This window comes from Flavobacterium sp. WC2416, assembly GCF_041200095.1.
Classification (GTDB): domain Bacteria; phylum Bacteroidota; class Bacteroidia; order Flavobacteriales; family Flavobacteriaceae; genus Flavobacterium.
Genome location: NZ_CP165626.1, coordinates 364,811 through 383,179, shown reverse-complemented (window position 1 = coordinate 383,179; position 18,369 = coordinate 364,811). Strand labels below are relative to the sequence as shown.

Below are 18,369 nucleotides of genomic sequence, written 5' to 3'. Positions count from 1 at the left end.
ATTAAAATTAAAAATAAGTAATTAAATTCCTAAAATGGCTAAGAAAAAAGCAACGTTTTCGTTTAAACTACAACTTCAAAAGCTGAATTCTTCAAGAATGATTAATAAAAAGATAAATCGATAAAACATACTTAATAATTAATTTGAAATAGTCGCATTAAATGTATATTTGTACACTCTAACGAAAACGTTTTCTTAAACGTTAATAATCTAATAATCATGTCACAAAGTATTTCTACTTTTATTGAAGAGGTTACTAAAAAAAACCCAAACGAACCGGAATTCTTGCAAGCAGTTTTGGAAGTTGCTGAAACTGTGATTCCTTTTATCGAAGAAAATAAAAAATACCAAAACAAAATGCTTTTGGAAAGAATGGTCGAATCTGATCGTATCATTATGTTTCGTGTAGCTTGGATTGATGATAAAGGCGCTACTCAAGTAAATAGAGGATACCGTATTCAAATGAATTCAGCTATCGGACCATATAAAGGTGGACTGCGTTTTCACCCTTCAGTGAATTTAAGTATTTTAAAATTTTTAGCTTTCGAACAAACATTTAAAAATAGCTTAACTACTTTGCCAATGGGTGGAGGAAAAGGTGGAGCAGATTTTGATCCAAAAGGAAAATCAGATAATGAAGTAATGCGTTTTTGTCAAAGCTTCATGACGGAATTATCTAAACATATTGGTGCTAACACGGATGTTCCTGCGGGAGATATTGGAGTTGGAGGAAGAGAAGTAGGTTATTTATTTGGTCAATATAAAAGACTAAGAAATGAATTTACGGGTGTTTTAACTGGAAAAGGAATTTCTTTTGGAGGTTCTTTAATTAGACCTGAAGCAACTGGATACGGAGCAGTTTATTTTGCTCAAAGTATGTTAGAAACAAAAGGAAATAGTTTTGCAGGTAAAACAGTTGTTGTTTCTGGTTCTGGAAACGTGGCGCAATATGCTACTGAAAAAGCAACTCAATTAGGTGGTAAAGTGGTGACTATGTCAGACTCTGCTGGATATATTTACGATGCTGATGGTATCGATGCAGAGAAATTGGCCTATGTAATGGAAATTAAAAATGAATTAAGAGGTAGAATTAGTGACTATGTTGCTAAATATCCAAAAGCTAAATATTTCGCAGGGAAACGCCCATGGGAAGTAAAATGTGATATTGCTTTACCATGTGCTACTCAAAATGAGTTAAACGAAGACGAAGCAAAAACACTTGTTGCAAACGGATGTCTTTGTGTAGCTGAAGGGGCTAATATGCCAACAACACCAGAAGCAGTTCACGTAATCCAAAAAGCTAAATTGTTATTTGCTCCAGGAAAAGCGTCTAATGCTGGTGGAGTAGCTACTTCAGGTTTAGAAATGTCTCAAAATTCATTGAGATTGAGCTGGACTTCTGAAGAAGTAGATGATAAACTAAAAGGGATTATGTTAAATATTCATGCTTCATGCGTTAAGTATGGTTCTGATGGTAATGGATATGTTGACTATGTAAAAGGAGCAAACATTGCTGGATTTGTAAAAGTAGCTGATGCTATGCTAGCTCAAGGGGTGGTTTAAGTCTTTTTCAAATAATAGATTAAAGTCTTCTAGCCAAATTTTGGTTGGAAGGCTTTTTTTTTGATCCCAACAAAAAACGAATACTTTCGTTTGTGCTATATTTGTGAATCAATTGCAATCCAAAGAATGAAAAAAAACGTTTTACTATTGCTGTTACTCTTGCTAATGCAAATGACATTTGCTCAAAACAATTTGTCATGGCAGGGCTATTTTTCATACAATGAAATTAAAGATGTATCGGCTTCTTCAAATACTATTTTTGCCGCTTCTGAAAATGCACTTTTTTCCAGAAATACTAGCACGAACTTAATTAAAACTACAAACACTGTCGACGGACTCTCGGGTCAAACCATAAGCGCACTGTATTATAGTTCACAATTCAATAAATCAATTGTAGGTTATGAAAACGGTTTACTCATTGTAATTAACGAAGCCGATGGGAGCATGTTAAATGTGGTTGATATTATTAACAAGCAACTTCCTGCCAGCACGAAAAGAGTCAATCATTTTATGGAGTATGAAGGGGTTGTTTATGTTTCTTGTGATTTTGGAATCGTACAATTTAATTTAGAAACGATGCTTTTTGGAGATACTTATTTTATTGGAGATAATGGTGCCGAAATAATTGTTTCACAAACTGCAATTTACAATGGGTTTATCTATGCGTCTACAAATAGTGGGATTCGAAGAGCCTTAATTGCTAATAAGAATTTGAATGATTATGCACAATGGCAACAAGTAGCTGGGGGGAATTGGACAAGTATTGAGACTTTTGACACGGAGTTAATCGCTATAAATTCTTCAGGGGATATTCATAAATACAATTCAAGTACCAATTCTTTTGTAAGTTTTATTGCTCTTTCTCAACCTGTTTTAGATATGAGGGCAAATGATTCTTATCTAATTGTAACCGCAAGCAATAGCATATTTATTTATAATAAACAGTTGGTACTAGTACGTCAAATCAATAGCAATCAAATTCCGGGTACTAGCCCTATTTTTAGTTGCGCTACCAGTATCGAGGATGTAATTTATATTGGAACAAAACAAAATGGATTGTATACAACAGTAATTACAGCTACTGATTTTGAGAATATAACACCAATGGGGCCGCTACGGAATAGTATTTTTTCACTTCAAGCAACTCCAAATCTTTTTTGGGCTGTATATGGGGATTATACGGTAGATTATAATCCGTATCCATTAGACAATTATGGAGTGAGTAAATTTTCGTCCTCGGGTTGGTTAAATATTCCGTATGATGCCGTATTGGGAGCAAAATCAATAAGCAGGGTGACTATTAATCCAAGTAATGAAAATGATGTGTTCGCTAGTTCTTTCTTTTCGGGATTGTTGAAAATTGAAAATGATGTGCCTACTTTTTTATATAACCAAACGAATAGTGGTTTAGAAACATTAACCTTTGCTGGAGCTAATTATTTTGATGTTAGAATTAATGGAGCAGCTTTTGATAAATCAGGTAATCTATGGGTTACTAACAGTAGGGTTAAAAACGGTTTAAAAGTTTTAGGAACCAATGGGCAATGGCAAAGCTTTTCAATGGATAATATTTTAGATGCTAGTCAAGACAATAGTTTTGGTAGAATGGTGATTGATCGCAATGGAACAAAATGGATGACGACAAATCGAGATGGAGTTATAGCATTTAATGAAAGTAATAATACATTTAAGAAAATTACTTTTGGACCAGATACGGGTAATTTGCCCATTTCGGATGTGCGAGCTGTAGCCGTTGACAATAGAAACCAACTTTGGATAGGAACGACAAAAGGACTTCGGGTATTATCTAATGTAGGTAATTTTCAAACCGACAATCAATTGACAACCAATTCCATTATTATATTGGATAATAACCTTGCTCAAGAATTGTTGTATGAGCAGTTTATAACTGATATTGTAGTAGATGGCGCTAATAATAAATGGATAGGAACTGCAGATTCGGGTGTGTTTATGGTGTCGCCAAATGGTCAAGAAACCAAATATCATTTTACCATAAACAACTCACCATTACCAAGCAATGTGATTAATGATATTGATATAAATAGTGCAACAGGTGAAGTTTTTATAGCTACAGCCAAAGGATTGGTTTCTTTTAAAGGAGTTTCTACTGCTGCAAATGAAGATTTGACACAAGCGTATGTGTACCCCAATCCAGTTCGGCCAGAATATCAAGGAACAGTAAAAATTGCAGGTTTGCTTAATAAAGCAAATATTAAAATCACTGATATAGAAGGCAATCTTGTTTATGAAACTACTTCAGAAGGGGGTATGATTGAATGGGATACCACTGCATTTGGAAAATATAAAGTAGCTTCGGGTGTGTATATGATTTTTATTTCGGCACAAGACGGGGTAGAAACCAAAGTGAAGAAAGTAATGATAATCAGATAATTAGTTTTTAGTTTACATTTTGGTCATTAACTACAATCCCAAACTTTAAACTTTAAACTTTAAACAAAAATAATGCTCGTAAAAACCAAAGCCATTGTCATTTCGTCGATAAAATTTCAAGAAAAAAGCTTGATTGTGAAATGCTTTACGCAATCGCATGGTTTGAAATCCTATTTTGTTCGGGATGCTTTTTCGGGTAGAAAATCAAATCAGAAAATTGCTTATTTTCAACCGCTTTCTATTCTAGAAATTGAAGCAGTACATAAGAACAAAGGCACTTTGGAAAACTTCAAAGAAATTAAGTTAAGCACGCCATTTACAAGCATTCATACAGATATTTATAAAAGTACCATCGTTATTTTTATTTCCGAAATATTGTACCATTCCATTCATGAAGAGGAAAAAAACGAATCGCTTTTCAGCTTTCTGGAAGCGGCTTTGCTTTGGCTGGATCATCATGATGAAATAGCTAATTTTCATTTAATTCTAATGCTAGAAGCTACAAAATACCTTGGTTTTTACCCTGATATTTCTGATATAGATATGCCTTTTTTTGATGTAAACGAAGGTGTTTTTTCTCCTTTTCATGCGGTCAGTTCATTGACAGAGCATGAAACCAATTTGTTTAAAAAACTAATTGATTTGCGATTAGATAACGATCAAAAAGTCTTCCATGTAATCGAACGCCAAATTGTGCTGAAAATACTTATTGAATACTACAGTTACCATCTTGACGGTTTTAAAAGGCCAAAATCTTTGGAGGTTTTAAAGGAAGTTTTTTCTTAAATTAAAGGAAGTTTTTAGACTTTAACCCAAGTGTATAAACAAAATTCATGTCAATTCGTGAAATTTGTGTTTAATTATTCAAAATTCCTTACTTTCGCACTTCGATTAAAGAAAAGGATAAAATGAGCACAAAATTTACTGAATACAAAGGACTTGACTTGCCAACAGTAGCGTCAGAAGTACTTGATTTTTGGAAGAAAGAAAACATATTTGAGAAAAGTGTAACTACCCGTGAGGGAAGTACACCATACGTATTTTTTGAAGGGCCACCTTCTGCAAATGGATTACCTGGGATTCACCATGTAATGGCGCGTGCCATTAAAGATATTTTTTGCAGATATAAAACTCAAAAAGGGTTCCAAGTAAAGCGTAAAGCAGGTTGGGATACTCATGGATTGCCTGTAGAATTAGGAACTGAGAAAGAACTCGGAATTACAAAAGAAGATATAGGAAAGAAAATTTCTATCGAAGAATATAACGAGGCGTGTAAAAAAACCGTGATGCGTTATACGGACGTATGGAATGATTTAACCGAAAAAATGGGGTACTGGGTAGATATGGAAGATCCGTATGTGACTTACAAACCCAAATATATGGAGACGGTTTGGTGGATTTTGAAACAAATCTATAATAAAGATTTGATGTACAAAGGGTACACAATCCAGCCGTATTCTCCAAAAGCAGGAACAGGATTGAGTTCTCACGAAGTGAACCAGCCAGGAAGTTATAGAGATGTAACGGATACGACTGTTGTAGCTCAATTCAAGGCAATTAATGATACCTTGCCAGCTGCTTGGCAAGAAATTGGCGAGATTCTTATCTTGGCTTGGACAACAACTCCTTGGACATTGCCTTCAAATACGGCGCTGACTGTAGGTCCTAAAATTGATTATGTTGTTGTGAAAACTTTCAATCAGTATACTTTTTTACCAACGAATGTAGTTTTAGCCAAAAACTTAGTTGGAAAACAATTTGGGAAAGGGTTTTTTGCTAGTGAAGAAGTAGCCGACTTTGAGAACTTCAAAGCAGGAGACAAGAAAATACCATTCCAAGTGATCGCTGAAGCAAAAGGAGCAGACTTAGTTGGAATCAAATACGAACAATTAATGCCATTAGTGCTTCCGTATCAAAATCCTGAAAATGCATTTAGAGTTATTTCAGGAGATTTTGTAACGACAGAAGATGGAACAGGAATTGTACATACAGCGCCCACTTTTGGTGCTGATGATGCAAAAGTTGCTAAAGAAGCCACTCCAGAAATTCCGCCAATGTTAGTTTTAGATGCGGATGGAACACCAGTACCATTGGTAAACTTACAAGGAAAATTCATCGAGGGATTAGGTGATTATTCAGGTAAGTATGTTAAAAACGAATATTATAATGATGGTGAAGCTCCAGAACGTTCTATAGATGTTGAGATTGCCATTCAGTTAAAAGAAGAAAATAAAGCCTTCAAAGTAGAGAAATATGTGCACAGTTACCCACATTGTTGGAGAACAGATAAGCCTATTTTGTACTATCCACTAGATTCTTGGTTTATAAAAATCACCGAAGTTAGAGATAGAATGTTTGAATTGAACGAAACCATCAACTGGAAGCCAAAAGCAACAGGAGAAGGTCGTTTTGGGAATTGGTTAAAGAATGCCAATGACTGGAACTTATCGCGTTCAAGATATTGGGGGATTCCATTGCCTATCTGGAGAACGGAGGACAAACAAGAAGAAATTTTAATTGGTTCTGTTGAAGAATTATACAACGAAATAGAAAAATCAATAGCTGCTGGTTTCCAAAAAGAAAATCCTTTCAAAGGGTTTGAAATTGGGAATATGGACGAAAGTAACTATGATTTAATTGACTTGCATAAAAATGTAGTTGATCAAATTACTTTGCTTTCTCCTTCTGGAAAACCAATGACGCGTGAAGCTGATTTGATAGATGTATGGTTTGACTCTGGTTCCATGCCGTATGCACAATGGCATTACCCTTTTGAAAACAAAGACAAAATTGATGAGAATAAAGATTTCCCTGCAGACTTTATTGCCGAAGGAGTCGATCAAACGCGTGGATGGTTTTATACTTTGCATGCTATTGCCACTTTGGTTTTTGATAAAGTAGCCTATAAAAACGTGGTTTCGAATGGTTTAGTATTAGACAAAAACGGACAAAAAATGTCTAAACGTCTAGGGAATGCTGCGGACCCATTTGAAACTTTATCAGAATATGGACCTGATGCTACTCGTTGGTATATGATCTCTAATGCAAACCCTTGGGATAACTTGAAGTTTGACTTAGAAGGAATTGCTGAGGTGCGCCGTAAGTTCTTTGGGACTTTATACAATACGTATTCTTTCTTTAGTTTGTATGCTAATATAGATGGGTTTAAATACGAGGAAGCCGAAATTCCAGTAAATGAAAGACCAGAAATTGATCAATGGGTTATTTCTGAGTTGAATACTTTGATAAAAGAAGTAGATGGTTTCTATGCTGATTATGAACCTACAAAAGCAGCACGCGCTATATCAGAATTTGTTCAGGAAAATTTGAGTAACTGGTACGTTCGTTTATGTAGAAGACGTTTCTGGAAAGGAGAATATGCTCAAGACAAAATTGCGGCTTATCAAACGCTGTATACATGTTTATTGACGGTAAGTAAGCTTAGTGCTCCTATTGCTCCTTTCTTTATGGATAAGCTTTACAGAGACTTAACTTTAACAACACAATCAGAAAAGTATGACAGTGTACATTTGGCCCAGTTTCCAATTTCGGTTGAAAACTATGTTAATAAAATGTTAGAGAGTAAAATGCAGAAAGCACAGACCATTTCATCACTAGTTTTATCACTCCGTAAAAAGGAAATGATTAAGGTGCGTCAACCCTTGCAAAAGATAATGATTCCAGTACTTGACGAAGCACAAAGGCTTGAAATCGAGGCGGTTTCTGACCTTATAAAAGCGGAGGTAAATGTTAAAGAAATACTACTTTTGGATGATGCTTCGGGTGTCTTAGTAAAGCAAATTAAACCTAATTTTAAAACTTTAGGACCAAGATTTGGTAAAGATATGGGGTTGATTTCTAAGCAGATACAAGGGTTTTCGGCAGATGATATTAACAAGCTAGACAGTGAAGGTACCATAGATGTTGTTATTGGTGAAAAAAGCATAACTTTAACATTAGAAGATGTTGAGATTTCATCTCAAGATATTGAAGGTTGGTTGGTTGCTAATTCAAATGGAATCACGGTTGCGCTTGATATTGTTATCTCACCGGAATTGAAGAAAGAAGGAATAGCAAGAGAGTTAGTGAACAGAATTCAGAACATTAGAAAAGATTCTGGATTTGAAGTGACAGATAAAATAAAAGTACACTTACAGCAAAATGATGTTTTAAAAGAAGCTGTAGGCTCTAATGAAGAATATATAAAATCAGAAACCTTAACAGAAGAATTGGTTTTTGATGAAGAGATTGAAAATGGCATAGAAATTGAATTTGACGAGATAAAAACAAAAATAAAAATTACTAAATAATTAGGATATGGTAGATGCACCAACAAGATACTCTGACGCTGATTTAGCAGAGTTCAAAGAAATAATTCTAAATAAAATTAACAAAGCGCAAGCTGATTTAGATTTGATAAAGAGCGCCTACATGAATGATTTAAATAACGGTACAGATGATACGTCTCCAACATTTAAAGCATTTGAAGAAGGAAGCGAAACCATGTCTAAAGAAGCCAACTCACAATTAGCGATTCGTCAAGAAAAGTTTATTCGTGATTTGAAAAATGCTTTATTCCGTGTGGAAAACAAAACCTATGGATTGTGTAAGGTAACAGGTAAACTAATTAGTAAAGAAAGACTAAAAATTGTTCCTCACGCAACGATGAGTATTGAAGCTAAAAATCTACAACGATAAGCGCTTTTTCAATTTAAATATTTAACGCTCCATTGGGAGCGTTTTTTTTGATAAAATTATTACTTTTACGCCACTTAAAAATTAAAAAATGTCATTACGAAAAGCGTATCTACTTATCTTCATTGTATTAATCGTTGATCAAGTTTCGAAAATATTTGTAAAAACTAATTTTGTATTAGGGGAAGAAGTAGAAGTTTTTAATTGGTTTAAAATTCTTTTTATTGAAAATGAAGGAATGGCTTGGGGGACAAAAATACCCGGAGCATATGGTAAGTTATTCCTTACCCTTTTTAGATTAGTCGCTGTGGGCGGGATTGGATATTGGTTGTGGGACTCTGTAGAGCGAAAACACAGTTCTAATTACTTAATTATAGCCATTGCCTTAATTTTGGCAGGTGCCTTTGGTAATATTATTGATTCTGTTTTTTACGGTGTTATTTTTGACGATAGTAACGCACAATTAGCTACACTATTTTCTGAAAAGCCCTATGGAACATGGTTTCACGGTCAAGTAGTGGATATGTTTTACTTCCCATTTTGGCATGGAAGTTTACCAAGCTGGATTCCTGTTTGGGGCGGAAGAGATTTTACTTTCTTTAATGCTATTTTTAATGTTGCTGATATGGCAATATCAACTGGAGTAGGGATATTGATTTTTTTCAATAAAAAAGCGTTTCACCATAAATTAGATTAATTCTTCAACGAATAATTTGCAAAATAAAAAACAAAGACCCATTCAGTATATTTGAATAGGTCTTTGTTTTTTATTAGATTTATTTGTTGTGTCCTGGTGCATAACGTTTAGCGCTTTTTCCACCATATATTTTTTTAGCTTGACCTGGCGGAAGTTTTTTGGCTTTATAAGTAGACCTGCTGGTTCTGGTTTGAATGCTGCAGCTTGATATTGAAGCAGTAAATAAAATAACCATAAAGGTTAAAGCAAATCTTGAGTATTTAAATGTTTTCATAACTGAATTAGATTTTATCTGATGCGAAAGTACGAATTCAATTTTAAAAAGTGTGAAAAGAATTTGGTGTCACGCAATAATCTAATTTCACATCACCCTCAAAGATATCAGTAATTAATTCTTCGGGTTCAAAGAATGAGAGTCCAATTTTGATTACATCTAGTTTGCAGTCCGAAAGAAACTTGTCATAAAAACCTTTACCATATCCCACTCTATTTCCTTTAATGTCATAAGCCAAAAGAGGAATGAAAACAACGTCAATTTTTTTTGAAGGTACTTCAATACCATCAATTGGTTCTGGAATATTGTATTCGTTTTTCTTTATTTTTGTGTTATCAGTAAGTAAAAAGTGGGTCATTTCTCTTGTCGTAAAATCAGATTTTGAAATAATAATTTCTTTATCTTTCCCTGAAAGAAGATGTAAGATCAATTCAGTATCGACCTCTTTGTGTTCTACAATAGAAAGAAAAATATGGAAATACGTTTTCTCCCAAATGGGGAGTGCTAATAGTCTATTGGCAATAGCTAAACTCATCTCCTCAATTTCTATCTCACTAAGATTTTGTCTTAACTTTTTATACTTAGTTCGTAATTCTTTTTTATTACTTTCCATCACCAATAGTTTTAGAAATATGATAAATTGCATCCCCTTGATATACAATAGGTGAATGATTGGCATTTATTATGTAACCGTCATTGGGTGCTTTTACTTTGCGTTCAAATTTTCCAAATGGATCAGTAATTGTAGCTAAGACAGTTCCTTTTTTTACAAATGAACCAATATAACCACTATCATGTAATAAACCAGAACACTTGGCTCTTATCCAAGCCGATTTTTCAATATAAATGGTATTCTTCTCTTGTTTTTCAATACTATGTTTGGGGTCCAGCATGTTTAAATGTGACAAAATTCGTTTTACTCCATCAATTCCAGCATCAGCGATTGATTCGTTAATGTCCAGTGATTTTCCACCTTCAAAAAGCAGCATTTTTACGTTTAGCTTCGAACTTGAATTTCTAAAGGAACCAGCAATATTTTTTGAGTATAAGGTAAATGGTGCATTAAAAACATCGGCCAATATTTTTAATTCTGTATTATTTGGTGCAAGTCGTATTTGTGGGGCGTTAAATCGGCTTGCGCCTCCAGCGTGAAAATCTACAGCATAATCAACTAATGGCATTATTTCTGTTAGAATATGATAGGCAAATCGACTCGCTAAAGATCCTTTTTTACTTCCAGGGAAAACTCGATTTAAGTCTCTACCATCAGGAAATTGACGGGACATGTTTACAAATCCAAACATGTTGATTATAGGAATACAGATAACAGTTCCTGTTTTAGGCTTATTGATTTTTTTTGTAATTATTTGGCGAACAATTTCTACTCCATTGATTTCATCGCCATGTATCCCAGCTGAAAAAAGGACAATAGGACCGTCAATTTTTGATCGCGAAACAATAATTGGAATTTTAAGTTTTGCCGTATTATGCAGTTTTGCGATTTCCATGTCAATGGTTTTGCTTTCGCCTGGTAAAATAGATTCTCCTAAAATTGTTATTGTTTTTGTGCTTCTCATATTTAATAAAAAAGCTAAATGTAGAGATTATTATTTGGAATTCGTAAATTTGAAATGAATTCAAGAATTAACTTCAAATTAATACAATCACAATAGGTCAATATGTACCACTGTGTATCTTTGTGAAATAATAATACAATGCAAAACCCAACGCTAGATCTTCAAATACAAACATTACCTGATAGCCCTGGAGTTTATCAATATTATGATAAAGAGGGAAAAATATTGTATGTAGGAAAAGCTAAGAATTTAAAGAAAAGAGTTTCATCCTATTTTAATAAAATTCATGATACTGCAAAAACGAATGTGCTTGTCAAGAAAATTGTCACGATAAAACACATAGTAGTTCCTACGGAAACCGATGCGCTTTTATTAGAAAACAACTTGATAAAAACGTTACAGCCCAGATATAATGTGTTGTTACGGGATGATAAAAGTTATCCTTGGTTGTGTATTAAGAAAGAACCTTTCTCGCGGATTTTTGCTACTAGAAGAATGGTTAAAGATGGTTCGGAATATTTTGGTCCCTACACTAGTTTCAAGACTGTCAATACTATTTTAGAATTGATAAAGGAGTTGTATCCCTTACGTACTTGCAATTTTGATTTAAGTAAGTCCAATATAGAAAGTGGTAAATTCAAAGTTTGTCTGGAATATCATATTGGAAACTGTAAAGGACCTTGCGAGGGGCATGAATCTCTCGAAGTCTATCAAAAACAAGTGGATGCTATTCGTGAAATTCTAAAAGGGAATTTTAAGGAAAGCATGAAAGACTTTAAAAAAGTAATGACGGACTTGGCACAGAACATGCATTTTGAAGAAGCGCAGAAAATAAAAGAAAAAATAGAAGTACTCGAGAATTACCAATCGCGCTCTACTATTGTGAATCCAAAAATCACGAATATTGATGTATTCTCCATTGTTTCTGATGAAGCAGCAGCCTATGTCAACTTTTTACAAATTTCTCATGGCTCGATTATTCGTTCACATACCATGGAAATTAAGAAGAAACTTGAAGAAACCGATGAAGAATTATTAGAGCTGGCAATTATTGAGCTTAGAGAGCGATTTCAATTGCTGTCCAAAGAAGTATTGGTGCCATTTGAAGTTGATTTAGGAGAAAATATAAAAGTTACTGTGCCACAGCTTGGAGATAAAAAGCAAATTCTAGACCTTTCTATCCGCAATGCAAAATTTTACAGAATTGAGCAGCTAAAACAATTGCAAATTGTAGACCCGGACCGTCATGCCAATAGAATAATGGCGCAAATGCAAAAAGATTTACGATTGCCTGTGGAGCCAAGGCATATTGAATGTTTTGATAACTCAAATATTCAGGGAACAAATCCTGTTTCGGCTTGTGTAGTTTTTAAAGACGGGAAGGCAAGTAAGAAAGATTACCGCCATTTTAATATAAAAACAGTTGAAGGTCCAGATGATTTTGCATCGATGACTGAAGTGGTGTATAGACGGTACAAACGATTACTAGAAGAGGAAGAGCCGCTGCCGCAATTGATTATTATTGATGGAGGGAAAGGGCAGCTTTCTGCAGCGCTTAAGAGCATTGATGATTTGGGATTGCGCGGGAAGATTGCGATAATAGGAATTGCAAAACGTCTTGAAGAATTGTTTTACCCAGGAGATTCAGTGCCTTTATATTTAGATAAAAAATCTGAAACTTTAAAAGTAATACAACAATTAAGAAATGAAGCGCATCGATTTGGGATTACGCATCATAGAGACAAAAGAAGTAAAGCAGCATTAAATTCATCTATAGAATCAATTCCTGGAATTGGAGAAAAAACGATGTTAGCATTGATTCAACAGTTTAAAAGTGTAAAAAGATTAAAAATAGCAACAGAAAAAGAAATTTCTGACGTTATAGGAGTATCAAAAGCAAAAAAAATTGTCGACTTTTACAAATCTGTAACGAAATGATGGTAAGATAGATACAAAGCAAAATAATTTATGAAAAAATATATTCTTTTAATCTCCCTATTTTTTACAAGTTTTATATTGCTTTCCCAAGTCCAAAACAAACCTAAAGTAGGCTTGGTGTTAAGTGGCGGTGGTGCCAAAGGATTTGCTCATATAGGTGTTTTGAAAGTACTGGAAGAAGCAGGTGTTAAAATTGATTATATTGGAGGAACAAGTATGGGCTCAGTAGTTGGGGGATTGTATGCTTCAGGTTATACAGCATCACAAATAGATTCTATATTTCAATCCACTAATTTTGATGAATTAATAAATGATTTCATTCCTAGGTCTTCTAAAAATTTTTATGAAAAAAGGAATGATGAGTTATATGCATTAGTCTTGCCTTTTGATAAATTTAAAATTGGTATACCGGAAGCGCTTTCTAAAGGGATGTACAATTTTAACTTATTAAGCAGTTTGACTAGAAACGTAAGGCATGTAAGAGATTTTAATAAATTACCAACTCCATTTTTATGTATAGGTTCTAATATAGAAACAGGGAAACAAGTAATTTTAGATAAAGGGAATTTGGCGCAAGCGATGATTGCCAGTTCTGCATTTCCATCTTTGTTTTCTCCAGTTGAAATTGACGGAGCGCTTCTGGTGGACGGAGGAGTTACTAATAACTATCCAATTGATGAAATTCGAAAATTGGGTGCTGATATCATAATTGGGGTGGATGTTCAAGATGATTTAAGGGACAGAAACTCGCTTAAAGATGCTACAAAAATTTTAGTTCAAATTACCAATCTTCATTCGATAGAAAAAATGAAAAGTAATATTGAAAAAACGGACATTTATATAAAGCCTGATATAAAAGACTATGGTGTGATATCATTTGATAAAGGAAAAGAGATAATTAAAAAAGGAGAAGATGCTACTTTTTCAGTTTATGAAAAGATAAAAGTGTTGGGGGAGGGCTCAAATTATTACAGTAAACCTAAATTAAAAATTCAATCGGACAGTTTACAATTAAAGAATATAAATTGTAATGAATTAGATAATTTTACAAAAGAATATGTTTTAGGGAAGTTACGTTTCAAACCAGGTTCAAAAATAACATACCAACAACTAGAAAAAGGAATAAACAACATTAATGCGACTAATAACTTTAGTGTTATAAACTATACATTAAATTCCAATGCTGGAGATGATGATTTAGACCTTAATTTAAAAGAAAACCCAATAAAATCTTATTTGAAATTTGGTTTACATTACGATGATTTATTTAAAAGTGGAGTTTTGGTAAATTTCACTCGCAAAAAAACTTTTTTTAAAAATGACATTGCTTCATTAGATATTGTTTTAGGGGATAATTTTCGATATAATTTTGATTATTATATCGAAAATGGATACAATCTAAGTTTGGGGTTTAAGTCTAATTTCAATCAATTTAGTCGAAACATACCAAGTGAGGTCAGTGGTTTGGATTATGGTGCTTTGGGAGTAAATTCAATCTTTGTCGATTTTTCGGATTTGACAAGCCAAGCTTATTTTCAATCCCTGTTTGTTCAAAAATTTTTAATAGGTGCTGGAGTTGAGTATAAATATTTAAAAATTAAGTCGGAAACCTTAGCAAATACGGATCCTATAATTGACAAAAGTAGTTATCTGAGTGTTTTTGGATATATGAAATACGATACTTTTGACAACAAAGACTTTCCGAAAAAAGGGTTGTATTTTTCGGGAGATATTCAGTCCTATTTCTTGTCATCAAATTATACGGGAAAGTTTAATCCTTTCTCTATTGCCAAAGCTGATTTTGGTGTAGCAGCCACATTATTCAAACATGCCACAATAAAAATTCAATCCGAAGCAGGTTTTTCATTTGGTAATGAGAGTGTCCCTTATTTCAATTTTGTATTAGGAGGGTATGGTTTCAATACCATTAATAATTTTAGACCGTTTTATGGTTATGATTTTTTAAGTATAGCGGGCAATAGCTATATAAAAACAACAGGAACGGTTGATTATGAGTTTTATAAAAAAAACCATTTGAATTTTTCGGCTAATTTTGCCAATTTGGGCAGTAATATTTTTGAAACAGTTGATTGGATATCAGTTCCTAAATATTCGGGTTACGCAGTAGGATACGGTTTAGAAACTATTGTTGGTCCTTTAGAAATTAAATATTCATGGTCACCAGAAAACGCAAAAGGGTATACTTGGTTTAGCATCGGATTTTTATTTTAAATTCAATCTATTTCATTAAAAATTCCGATATTTGTTATAATGAAAACAAAATGGACAGGTTTATTAGAGTATCTTCAATTCCTTATCAAGAGAAATCCTGAATAAGTCACTATTTTTTGATTTAGAATAACGAATAGCAAAGCCTACTCGCTTTATTAGTTACACTTTAAAACAAAAAAATCATGCCATTATATCATAAATTAGGGGTTTTCCCTCAAAAAAGGCACACTCAATTTGAAAAGCCAAATGGAGGTTTGTACTACGAACAGCTCTTTGGTACTGAAGGGTTCCATGGAAACTCTTCATTGCTATATCATGTCCATAGGCCAACACAGGTAAAGGAAATCAATAAGTCCTACTCAGTTGAACCTAAAATTGCTATTGGGAAAAACATAAAATCATTATTGCTTAAAGGGTTTGAATTAAAATCCGCAGATGATTTTTTAGACAGTCGCAAAGCCATGCTAGTCAATAAAGACTGTACAATTGGGCTTGCAGCACCTCGGAAATCATTGACAGACTATTTCTATAAAAATGCCGATGCTGATGAAATGATTTTCATTCATAAAGGAAAAGGAAAATTACGTACCATGATGGGGAATATCCCTTTTGAGTATGGAGATTACTTAATCATACCGCGCGGAATTATTTACCAGATTCAGTTTAACACAACAGACAATCGCTTGTTTTACGTCGAGTCGTTCGCCCCTTTTTATACGCCAAAACGATATAAAAATGAATCGGGACAACATTTGGAGCATTCGCCATTTTGCGAACGAGATTTTATTTTACCAAACGAGTTAGAGACACACGATGAAAAAGGAGATTTTTTAATCAAAATCAAAAAAGAAGGAATGATGCATGAAGTAGTCTATGCTACGCATCCCTTTGATGTTGTGGGTTGGGACGGTTACAATTTTCCATACGGATTCAGTATTCATAACTTCGAGCCAATAACGGGTCGTGTTCATCAACCGCCACCAGTGCATCAAACGTTTGAAACTTCAACTTTTGTAGTATGTTCGTTTGTTCCTAGATTGTATGATTACCACCCAAAAGCAATTCCAGCGCCTTACAATCATAGTAACATTGATAGCGATGAGGTGTTGTATTACGTAGATGGTGATTTCATGAGCCGCAATAATATAGAACAAGGACACATCACATTGCACCCCAAAGGAATTCCCCACGGTCCAGCGCCAGGGGCCATGGAGCGTAGTATTGGTCACACAAGTACTGAGGAGTTAGCCGTTATGGTAGACACTTTTCGCCCACTGATGGTAACCGAAGAAGCTATGGGATTAGACGATGGGCAATATTATAAGTCGTGGGTGGAGTAGTTTAAGGAGCTATTTCCTGCTATCTGTTGCAATCTTTTTTTCGGTAAAAACCTCAAAAAAGGATTTCCACTACTATCAGGGCTAGGGCTTAAGTGCAAATAAATAACAATTTTCAAATCAATAAAATCTGTGTAAATCAATTTGATCCGCAACAGTTGGGTACTAAAAGTAGGTTTCACATAAAAAAATAAATACAATGGCAAAGGAAGTTAAATCAGTAGAATACGGGCTAGAAAAAATATTTGAAGGAGCGCAAGATTTCCTTCCATTATTAGGAACGGATTATGTAGAATTCTACGTAGGAAATGCAAAACAATCCGCACATTATTATAAAACCGCTTTTGGATATCAGTCCTTGGCGTATGCTGGATTAGAAACAGGAGTTAGAGATCGCACTTCTTATGTGTTAAAACAAGATAAGATTCGTATTGTACTTACTACACCGTTAACACAAGATTCTCCAATACATGAGCATTTGAGAAAACACGGAGATGGAGTAAAAGTTGCGGCACTTTGGGTTGAGGATGCTACAAGCGCATACGAAGAGACTATGAAACGTGGTGCACGCTCTTTTATGGAGCCTACTGTTGAGAAAGACGAACATGGAGAAGTAGTGCGCTCTGGAATTTATACCTATGGTGAAACCGTTCATATATTTGTAGAACGTAAAAACTATAATGGTGTTTTCTTACCAGGATATAAAGAATGGAAATCGGATTATAATCCAGAGCCAACAGGATTGAAATACATTGACCACATGGTAGGAAATGTGGGTTGGAACGAAATGAACACTTGGGTGAAGTTCTATGAAGAAGTAATGGGATTTGTAAATTTCCTTTCTTTTGATGACAAACAAATCAATACGGAATACTCTGCTTTGATGAGTAAAGTAATGTCTAATGGAAACGGAAGAATAAAATTCCCAATCAATGAGCCAGCCGAAGGAAAGAAAAAATCTCAAATCGAAGAGTATCTGGACTTTTATGGCGGACCTGGAATACAGCATATTGCCATCGCTACTGATGACATTATTAAAACGGTAAGCCAGTTAAAAACAAGAGGAGTAGAATTTTTATCGGCACCACCTCATACCTATTATGAAGCAATTCCGGAACGTTTGGGAGCGCATATGGGTATGATGAAAGAAGATATCAATGAAATTGAAAAATTAGCCATTATGGTTGATGCCGATGAAGATGGATATTTATTGCAAATTTTCACAAAACCAGTACAGGACAGGCCAACTTTATTTTTTGAAATTATTCAAAGAATGGGCGCTAAAGGTTTTGGAGCAGGTAACTTCAAAGCACTTTTTGAATCAATAGAACGTGAGCAACAATTGCGAGGAACGTTGTAAAATGCGATTTTTTTTGCATAATGTGAAAAAATAACTATTCAAACGAGTGTAATTTTGTCAATGTTTTGTTAAACTTTTTTTTTTGAATATAAAACTAAACTTGTTGGCTACCTTTGCACTCGCAAAATGGAAGGGGTGGTTTCCTTCCGTATTGATATAAATTTCATAATTTATAGTTTTTTGGTTAGTTAATAGCATAAAAACTCAGTCATTATTTGACTGAGTTTTTTTGTTTTAATATATTTGGAACAACTTTTGCAAGAACAGTCAGTAAAAGACAAAGT

The 18,369-nt window shown here is 34.1% G+C and carries 13 protein-coding genes; 10 read left to right on the top strand and 3 right to left on the bottom strand.

The features are described 5' to 3' along the window. Positions 1-219: 219 nt before the first annotated feature. From gdhA to AB3G39_RS01605, 6 genes are all read left to right on the top strand, one after another. Entirely contained in the window at positions 220-1,563 is a 1,344-nt protein-coding gene (gene gdhA / locus AB3G39_RS01630) for an NADP-specific glutamate dehydrogenase (RefSeq protein WP_369765855.1), read from the top strand. Positions 1,564-1,689: 126 nt separating this feature from the next. Further along, positions 1,690-3,975 (top strand): T9SS type A sorting domain-containing protein, encoded by a 2,286-nt coding sequence (locus AB3G39_RS01625; RefSeq protein WP_369765854.1) that lies wholly within the window; start codon positions 1,690-1,692, stop codon positions 3,973-3,975. Positions 3,976-4,047: 72 nt separating this feature from the next. Continuing rightward, positions 4,048-4,761 carry a DNA repair protein RecO gene (recO, locus tag AB3G39_RS01620; protein ID WP_367756459.1) on the top strand — a complete coding sequence of 238 codons (714 nt, stop codon included), beginning with the start codon at positions 4,048-4,050 and terminating at the stop codon, positions 4,759-4,761. A gap of 122 nt (positions 4,762-4,883) precedes the next feature. Then, on the top strand, positions 4,884-8,285 hold the full coding sequence (gene ileS, locus AB3G39_RS01615) for an isoleucine--tRNA ligase (protein ID WP_369769658.1): 3,402 nt from the start codon (positions 4,884-4,886) through the stop codon (positions 8,283-8,285). A 7-nt stretch (positions 8,286-8,292) separates the two neighbouring features. Beyond that, on the top strand, positions 8,293-8,673 hold the full coding sequence (locus tag AB3G39_RS01610; protein ID WP_367756463.1) for a TraR/DksA family transcriptional regulator: 381 nt from the start codon (positions 8,293-8,295) through the stop codon (positions 8,671-8,673). Positions 8,674-8,761: 88 nt separating this feature from the next. Then, entirely contained in the window at positions 8,762-9,367 is a 606-nt protein-coding gene (locus AB3G39_RS01605) for a lipoprotein signal peptidase (RefSeq protein ID WP_367756465.1), read from the top strand. Positions 9,368-9,446: 79 nt separating this feature from the next. On the opposite strand, the gene AB3G39_RS01600 is transcribed toward AB3G39_RS01605, so the two are convergent. The 3 genes from AB3G39_RS01600 to AB3G39_RS01590 are packed head-to-tail and all read right to left on the bottom strand — an operon-like array spanning position 9,447 to position 11,218. After that, positions 9,447-9,641 (bottom strand): hypothetical protein, encoded by a 195-nt coding sequence (locus tag AB3G39_RS01600; protein ID WP_367772976.1) that lies wholly within the window; start codon positions 9,639-9,641, stop codon positions 9,447-9,449. A 43-nt stretch (positions 9,642-9,684) separates the two neighbouring features. Further along, a complete protein-coding gene (locus AB3G39_RS01595; RefSeq protein WP_367772978.1) occupies positions 9,685-10,254 on the bottom strand; it encodes a 5-formyltetrahydrofolate cyclo-ligase in 570 nt (189 codons plus the stop codon). Next, positions 10,244-11,218, bottom strand: a complete 975-nt coding sequence (locus tag AB3G39_RS01590) for a succinylglutamate desuccinylase/aspartoacylase family protein (protein WP_367772980.1) — start codon at positions 11,216-11,218, stop codon at positions 10,244-10,246. The genes AB3G39_RS01595 and AB3G39_RS01590 overlap by 11 nt, the downstream gene beginning before the upstream one ends. 138 nt (positions 11,219-11,356) lie before the next feature. Between AB3G39_RS01590 and uvrC the strand changes: the two genes are divergently transcribed. From uvrC to hppD, 4 genes are all read left to right on the top strand, one after another. Then, positions 11,357-13,156: an excinuclease ABC subunit UvrC gene (uvrC, locus tag AB3G39_RS01585; RefSeq protein ID WP_369752930.1), complete on the top strand. Its 1,800-nt coding sequence runs from the start codon at positions 11,357-11,359 to the stop codon at positions 13,154-13,156. Between the two features lie 30 nt (positions 13,157-13,186). Next, positions 13,187-15,388, top strand: a complete 2,202-nt coding sequence (locus AB3G39_RS01580; RefSeq protein ID WP_367772983.1) for a patatin-like phospholipase family protein — start codon at positions 13,187-13,189, stop codon at positions 15,386-15,388. A gap of 182 nt (positions 15,389-15,570) precedes the next feature. Then, a complete protein-coding gene (locus AB3G39_RS01575; protein WP_367772985.1) occupies positions 15,571-16,728 on the top strand; it encodes a homogentisate 1,2-dioxygenase in 1,158 nt (385 codons plus the stop codon). A gap of 196 nt (positions 16,729-16,924) precedes the next feature. Further along, on the top strand, positions 16,925-18,085 hold the full coding sequence (hppD, locus tag AB3G39_RS01570) for a 4-hydroxyphenylpyruvate dioxygenase (protein ID WP_367772986.1): 1,161 nt from the start codon (positions 16,925-16,927) through the stop codon (positions 18,083-18,085). Positions 18,086-18,369 lie beyond the last annotated feature (284 nt).